Consider the following 7489-nt stretch of genomic DNA (forward strand, 5'->3'; position numbering starts at 1 on the left):
CGGCGGAAGGCATCGAGGATCTTCTGTGCGAGCAACTGGTCCTCCGAACTCAGATCCGGGTTCATGGCCACCAGCGCTTCGACCAGGTGAATCCGCTCGAGCGGTCCGTCGCCATCCCTCCAGAGGATGACGTTCTCCAGGACGGCCCGGAGTTCTCTGACATTGCCCTTCCAGGGACAGTGTTCCAAGGCTGCGAGAAACCCGGGATCCAGCTTGGGTACCGGAACACGGGCAGATTCTGCGATCTCGGAAACGAGCACCTGGGCGATGGCCTCGATGTCGCGTGTCCGGGATCGAAGCGGAGGAAGTTGAACCGAGGCACCGCGAATTCTGTAGAAGAGGTCCTCGCGGAACTCTCCACCGCGGACCATCTCGGCCAGATCGCGGTTCGTCGCTGCGACGACCCGTACATCCACTTTGCGTGGGGTCGCGCCGCCGACGGGCCGGATCTCCCGGGTTTCGAGAGCGCGGAGCAGCTTGACCTGGACGGACATCGGCGAATCGCCGATCTCGTCCAGGAAGAGCGTGCCTCCGCTCGCAGCCTCGAACAGGCCCGGGCGGGAGGCGACGGCTCCGGTGAAGGCTCCTCGGGTGTGGCCAAAGAGCTCGCTCTCGAGCAGGCCTTCCGAAAGCTCGGGCACGGATACCGAGACGAAGGGATCGCGCCCGCTCTCCTCGTGGATGGCCCGGGCCACCAGTTCCTTGCCCGTGCCGGTCTCGCCGTAGATCAGCACGGTCGTGCGGGTGGGAGCGAGCCGATGGATGGTGGCACGAACGTGCCGCATTGCGGCCGACGAACCGATGAGGCGCTCGGCGCCGACCCTGGGTTCGTCGCGAGCGGCGGCGCTCCGCCGGCCCAGGGATTCGGCGATCGTGGGGAGGAGCTGGTCAGCGAATCGGAAAGGGAACTCCAGGAAGCGCACTGCACCCTCCCGGCCCGCTTCGAACACCGCCTGGGCATCGGCTCCCGCGCTGTAGAGGACGAACGGCACCTCCAAGGTCTTCCGCACGGCTCGAAGCAGCGAGAGCCCGTCCATCGGGCGCATCCGATAGTCGCTGAGGATCAGGTCTACCGGGCGACTGCGCAGGGCTTCGAGTGCTTCGCGGCCATCTGCAGTCGAGATGACGCTGAAACCGGAGGACTCCAGCGCGTCGCTCAGCTGCGAGCGCGTGCCCTCGTGATCTTCAACCAGAAGAATGGACGCGGCTGCTGTCATGGCCTTCCCTCGAGTGAAACTGCGGCAACTGAATGCAGAAGGTGGTTCTGCCTGGCTTCGAGACCACATCAATCGTGCCGGCGTGCTTCCGCACGATCTCTCGGCACAGCGAGAGGCCGAGGCCGAATCCACTGGGCTCGAGACCAACGCCCGGCTGGAAGATCTCCTCCAGCTGATCGGGCGGGATGCCTCGTCCCTCGTCTACGACTTCCAATCGAACTTGACTGCCCCGATGTTCGCCGGCCGCTTCCAGAGACGTGCGAACGAGGATCATCTGCCCCAGGCTGGTTGCCTTGACCGCGTTGTCGAGCAGATTCTCGATCACGGAGAGCAAGCGGCTTGGATCGCCGATCATGGGAAGCCGGACCAGCTCGTGATCGACTTGGTAGTCGCGATCGGGGCAGCCGACCCGCGTCGCCTCGACCGCATCGCCGACAACGCGCACCAGATCGATCCGTTGGAGATCGAGGCGGAGACCCGAGTGGAACAGCAGGAGATCGAGGCGCCGGGACATCTCGCGGCTTGCCGCACGGATACGGCGCAGCCCCGCGGAGAACTCAGGCGCCAGGGACGCGCTGAGTTCCTCGACGCGGTGGCGCACCTCTTCCGTGGGCTTGCGGAGCTCGTGGGCGACGCCACGTACGAATTCGGCATGGAGCCGCCGGGATTTGATCTCGGCGATCTCCGCGGCTTGGCGCTCGACTTCACGCTTCAACTCGGCGAGCAGTTCGAGCCGGCCAATTGCGAGGCCGGCGAATGCGCAGAGGGTCCCGAGCTGGGGGGTCAGCTCGTCAGCCCGCTGGGGTGTGATTCCCTCCAGCTGCAGAAGGCGGACGGGCTGGCCAGGGACTATCAGATCGAGGTCACTCGGTCCGCCAGGAGCGACCGTATCCCAGTGCAGAGCCGCCTGGTGCGCCGCCGCGAAGCCACGAAGTGTGGCGAGCACCTCGTCCGGTGCGTCCGCCTCACAGATTGCGCGAGCCGCGCGCAGCACCGCATGTCGATCGGACAACGCTTGTTCGAGAGACGCTGTCTTCTGGGCCACCTTCGTTTCGAGGTCCGCCGTGGAAGCTGCTGCCTGCAGCGCTGTCGTGGCCACGTGCCGAAGGCTCGCGAGCATCCTGGCGTGGTCGTCGCCGTACGGCAGCCCATCGGTGCGGGATCCAACGATCACGAGGGCGCTCGGAGCACTGTGGGGGAGCAGCGGAAGCACGATTTCGGGCACGTCCGGTCCCGGGTCCTCGGTACGCGCGCGGGCCCGCACGATGGGGTCACCCGTCGAGCGCTCGCGATGCCAGAGCGCGAGACCACGCTGAACGAGTGGCTCCGAGCAACTCGCTGCTTCCGCTTCGAGCACACATCGAACCTCGCTCGCGCCAAGGTGACCCTGGATGAGCGTCTGGACGCGCTTGAGGACCCGCCGAGGCTCGCGCGCCGCTGCGAGTTCCTGGCTTGCCTGCTCTAGGAAGTGCTCAAAGGCCCGCTCTCGGAACACCCGTCCCGCGGCCCCGCGCCGAAGGCCCGAGTGCAGCAGCTGGTAGAGGATGGTCGTCGTAAGCGCGACCGGGATGACCTCGGCAGACACTCCCGCACCTGGCTCCCCCAGAAGGGATAGTGCGAACGACACGACTCCACTTGCGACCAGCAGCGCTGCCATCGCAGTCAGTCCGGTCAAGAACGCGCTTCGCACCCACACCGGTGGATCGAGCAGGCGGTAGCGGACGATCGCCCAGGAGATGGCCGCCGGGAAGGCGAGGAGAGAGAGGATGAACGGCGTACGGAATGCGGGCGGGGGCAGGCCCCCGGTGATGAAGTAGACGAACGGGACGGCGCTCCCTATTCCGAGGCCAAACAGCAAGGCGCGTGTACGTGCTCGCTCGATGGGTGTCATCGTGCGAGCGGACGTGAGGCTCCCGACCACGAGGATCCCCGCCGCCAAGAAGGCCGCCCCCACGGCGATCCGCTCGAGCGCGTTCAGGAACGCTGCGTCCTGCAGGTGGATCTGGGCAAACGCCGCCGGGAACAGCCAGAAGCCGTAGGGCACAGCTGCGACCCGCGCGGAACGGAAGCGCGGAGAGACCACGGGGAATCGCATGGCCAGGTGAATCATCGCCGCGGGAAGTAGCGTGAGGCTGACCAGCCCGAGTCGGGGGCGAAGTGACGCCATCCCGAGGAGGCCGGTGTCACCTGGCAGGATCAGGTCCATCTGCGTCAAGACACTGGACCCGACGCACCATGCCACTACGAAGAGTGGCGGCGCGACTGGATGGCGGCTTCCGAGACCAACCGTCAACGCGAAGAGGAGAAAGGTCGCGCCGAGAAAGATGGTCGGCCAGTCCCGCCCGACCGCCTGCCACCCGACGCCTTCTGCCAATCCTGCGCGGACGTTTCTTGGCTCCCGACCCCGAATGATCCGGACGGATGCGTCCCTCGCCTGATGTTGCTCGAGGGCGAGGTGAAGCTCCTGGCGATTCCGCGGCGAGAGCGTTCGTTCCTGGCCGTCCAGGACCACATCCAGGATCCGGTCGTGAGGCTCGAAGGCGGGGTTCGCGCCGCGCAGGAAGGCAGCTCCGAACGGCACTCGAAGCGATCCATCGACGGGGGCGTCCAACCCTCGAACGCTTTCGACCAGCGTCGAGGGAGCCGGCCAAACGATCAGGAAGGGGGCACAGATGGCCGCGACCACGAGCCAGCGCCGGAGTGTCGGCGGGTCGCTCATTCCTGCGCCTCCGAACCCCGACGGAGGAGCAAAGCGGCGGGCAGGAGAAGCAGGTCGGCAAGCAACGCAAAGACGATGCCGAGGCTGGCGAGGAGGCCGAACGAGACGAGGCCTCCCCAACGGGAGAACATCAGAACCGCAAAGCCCAGCGCAAGACAGATGCTGGTGATCACGACGGCTTCGCCGACAGTCGTGAGGGTCGTGGTGATTGAGGACAGACGCGTGGCGCCTTCGCGGCGGGCGCGCTGGTAGCGAAGAGCTACGTGAATCGTGTCATCCACGGCGATCGCCAGGAGGACGGCCGCGACCATGGTGTTTGCGGGATCCACGGCAATCCCGGCCCAGCCCATCAAGCCGAGGAGCGCGATCACGGGGAGCACATTCACGACGGTTCCCAGCGCTGCAAGGGCTGGTGAAGACCACAAGAGCGCCCACAGAGTCAGACCGACGACAACGAAGGCCGTCGCGAAGCTTCGCCACTGGGTATCTCGAATCCGGCGCTCTGCAAGCGCGGCCAACTCGAGCCCTCCGTGCAACTCGACCCGGTAGCCCTCGGGTTGTACGTCTTGATTCACCTTCGCGATGAAACTCTGGAGGCGATCGACGTACGGGATTTGTTCTTCGCCGTTGAGCCAGCTTCGGTGGACCGAAACGCGCGCGCGATCCCGGTAGACCTTGTCGCCATTGGCGCCCTCGGCCGCGGACTCGCTCCAGAAGCCGGAGAGGCCGTGGTAGGACGCAACGATCGGCATCTCCGCTGGCGCTGCCTCGACGAGGTGGTCGAAGGAGCGAGCCCGGCTTCCGTGGTCGATCCGGTAGGCCTCTTCGAGGAAGTCGAGGAAGCTCCAAGCGATTCCGCTGCTCGGCTCGCTGTCGAAATAGCGCTCGATGCGTTCGAGGAGTTGGAGGCTCTCCTCATCATAGATCCGCTTCCCCTCTGGGATCGTAACCACGAGTTCCGTCGACATCGGCTTCCTGAAGTTGGCCTCCATGAAGCGGACGGAGCGCAGAACCAGCGACTGGTCACCGAAGTCCACCTCGTAGTAGAGCCGCGGGATTCCCGCGGCCAGGCCGATGAACACGGCCATTCCGGTGACGAGAACGAACGTGGGCCTGCTCGACACCGCACCCACTGCGGCGCTCAGCATCTCCCGCACGACGCCGAGCCGGGCCCGGTCCGGGCCACGCGTGCGCGGAGGCATCAGGCAGAGGAGCGCGGGCAGCAGCGTGAATGTGCCGAGGAAGGCGAGGATGAAGCCGATGGCTGCAGCAAGACCGAACTGCCTGAAGCTCGCCAGATCACTCAAGACAAACGAGCCAAAGCCCGCAGCCGTCGTGACGGCGGCCCAGAGGCAGCCCGGGCCGACCTGCTCGGCAGCCTGAACCAGAGCGGCGCCAGGCTCGAGATCGGGATGACGCAGGAAGCCGGTGAGGAGGTGAATTGCGGCAGTGATCGCGATGACCACGAGAACCGGCGGTAGGGCTGCGAGGATCGTGGTCATCGGAATCGAAAGCAGCGCAATGACCCCGTGAATCGCGACGGTGAGCCCTCCGACGGCGAGCACGGGAAGGATCGTGAGCCAGACGTCTCGAAAGAAACCCCAGAGAACCGCGACGATCAGCACGAACATGAGTAGCGTCAGGTTGATCGAATCGGCGTCCAGATCGTCGTCTGCGACAACCGTCCAGACAGGGTCTCCCGCGACGAAGATCTCGCTTCCGAGTTCCTCTTCGTAGTGCGGGACAAGATCGAGGATCGCATGCACGAGCTCACGAACCGGCTGACTATCGAGCGATTGAAACTCGACGATGATCCCTGCGGTCTTCCCGTCCCCCGAAACAACCACGTTCGCGAGGAAAGGCTCTCCCAGCGACTGCTCGGCCAGGCGCTCCCAGTCCGGAGAGAGCGAGTAGTCCCCTGCCCCACCCCGAGCCGAAATCGTCCGGGTCTCGAGTGGGCCGACTACGATCGGCGCGTTGAGAACGCTCTGCGTCCGGCGCACGTTCGGCAGGGCATCGAGGTCCCGTTGCAGCTTCCCGATGAACTCCAGCGCCCCTCGATCCCGCACCGAAGAGCAGATGGTGCTACCTGGGCATCCGAACACGACGAGCACGTGCAGCCCGCTGTCGAACTCCTCGAAGAAGTCGGAGAGCCGGTGGACCGCAGGGTCGTCCGGGCCGAAGTAGGCGGCGTAGCCGACCTCGCTGGAGAGCTGGGCAGCCTGAACTGCGAGACCCATGGTCACGACGAGCCCGAGCCCAACCGTCACCAGCGGCCGTTGGACGCTGATCTCGGTCAGAAACCGAGCAAGGCTCGAGACGCGGTTGAGCAAGGCCGGACCCTCGACGCGGGCGCCGGCCCGCCGTCGGATCAGTATACCGGCATCAGATCAGCTAAGGGCTTGTTTTCGTAACGGTTTTGGGCAACCAGAAACAGCCAAGATGCGCATGTTCCGCGCAAAGCGGCCGAGAATAGAACGGGATTCCGCTGCGGCGGCGCTCGCGAGAGACTCTTGCGTCACCTGCGCATGCCCGCGAGAAATGACACGACGGGCTCGGGTCCGTCTGAACCTAGACCCTCATGCTCTCGGGAATGGTAGGTGGTTTTGCCTGCTCGCCTTCTCGATTCCAGGACTTGTATTTCCACGGTTGGACGAGTTCGAGCGGCGTAATGCGAGGTTCGGGAAGTTGTTCGCTGGAGCCGGCGTCCCGCTGCAGTTCACGAACCCTTCGAACGATCCATTCGACCTGTTCTTCGGGGACGAAGAGCCACGGGCGCACCGGCCAATCGCCTGGAAGAAGGCAATCGCGGGCCAATGCCGCGCAGACGCCGGCCCAGTTGGCCGTCCAATCGGATAGCCGCTTGTAAAGGCTTTGCGGCGGGTTGGCAAACGTCACCTCGCACAGAAATACCGCCGCATCTCGAAAGTCCACCACGACCGCGTCGCAGTACCAGTGCGGGCCGCTGGAATCGGGATTGGGGGCTTCGTTGAGCTCGATGCAACACTCTGTGTTGACGAAGAGGGCGCGGTCGGCGCGTAGATATTCAACTACAACGTCTTCGTAGTTGCTGGTACTCATGGTCATCCTCGTCCGGCTGGGGACTGAGGTTTACCTCGGTTCGCCGCCTCGATCCAGCCTTGCTGGGAGGACCACCCACCTACTACCGCTACCGCAATCCAAGAAAGAGCCAGCTTCGGAAACTGCCCCGTACACCGCGCTCTTGGAAGCTCCACCGTCTCTGCGATCACTCGCCGGCTGGTCATAGTCGACGTGCACCGTCGTGCTCGCTCGATCTGGCCGAGAGTTGTCTGCTGGATCGCCCCGCTCCCAGAATTTCGCCATCGGAAAGGTGCGCGATTGCATTCATTCGTTCAGCAGTGCGCCTATCTCGACTTCTCCCGCCTCTCCGATCCTCGGTGAACACCTCAAAACCGGCCATACGTGAACGTCTGAAAAGCGGCCATAGGGAGCCGCCCAAGACAGGTGTGGTGTGATTAGCCCTTTGTGGGTGTGTTTTTCAAGGTGGCCTTCTCTCGGGATCGCCAGCTCC

4 protein-coding genes are annotated in these 7489 nt (G+C 64.8%); all 4 read right to left on the reverse strand.

Annotated features, from left to right (window positions below; all coding sequences use genetic code 11):
- Window positions 1-1217 (reverse strand): sigma-54-dependent Fis family transcriptional regulator (locus tag GY937_21700; protein MCP5059327.1); only part of this gene is annotated, 1217 nt, incomplete at its 3' end.
- Window positions 1186-3936: a hypothetical protein gene (locus GY937_21705; protein MCP5059328.1), complete on the reverse strand. Its 2751-nt coding sequence runs from the start codon at window positions 3934-3936 to the stop codon at window positions 1186-1188. The genes GY937_21700 and GY937_21705, both read right to left, overlap by 32 nt.
- Window positions 3933-6269 carry an MMPL family transporter gene (locus tag GY937_21710; GenBank protein MCP5059329.1) on the reverse strand — a complete coding sequence of 779 codons (2337 nt, stop codon included), beginning with the start codon at window positions 6267-6269 and terminating at the stop codon, window positions 3933-3935. The genes GY937_21705 and GY937_21710 overlap by 4 nt, the downstream gene beginning before the upstream one ends.
- Before the next feature lie 238 nt (window positions 6270-6507).
- Window positions 6508-7017, reverse strand: coding sequence for a hypothetical protein (locus tag GY937_21715; protein MCP5059330.1), 510 nt, complete (start codon window positions 7015-7017; stop codon window positions 6508-6510).
- Window positions 7018-7489: the final 472 nt, after the last annotated feature.

This window comes from bacterium (assembly GCA_024228115.1).
Lineage (GTDB): Bacteria > Myxococcota_A > UBA9160 > UBA9160 > UBA6930.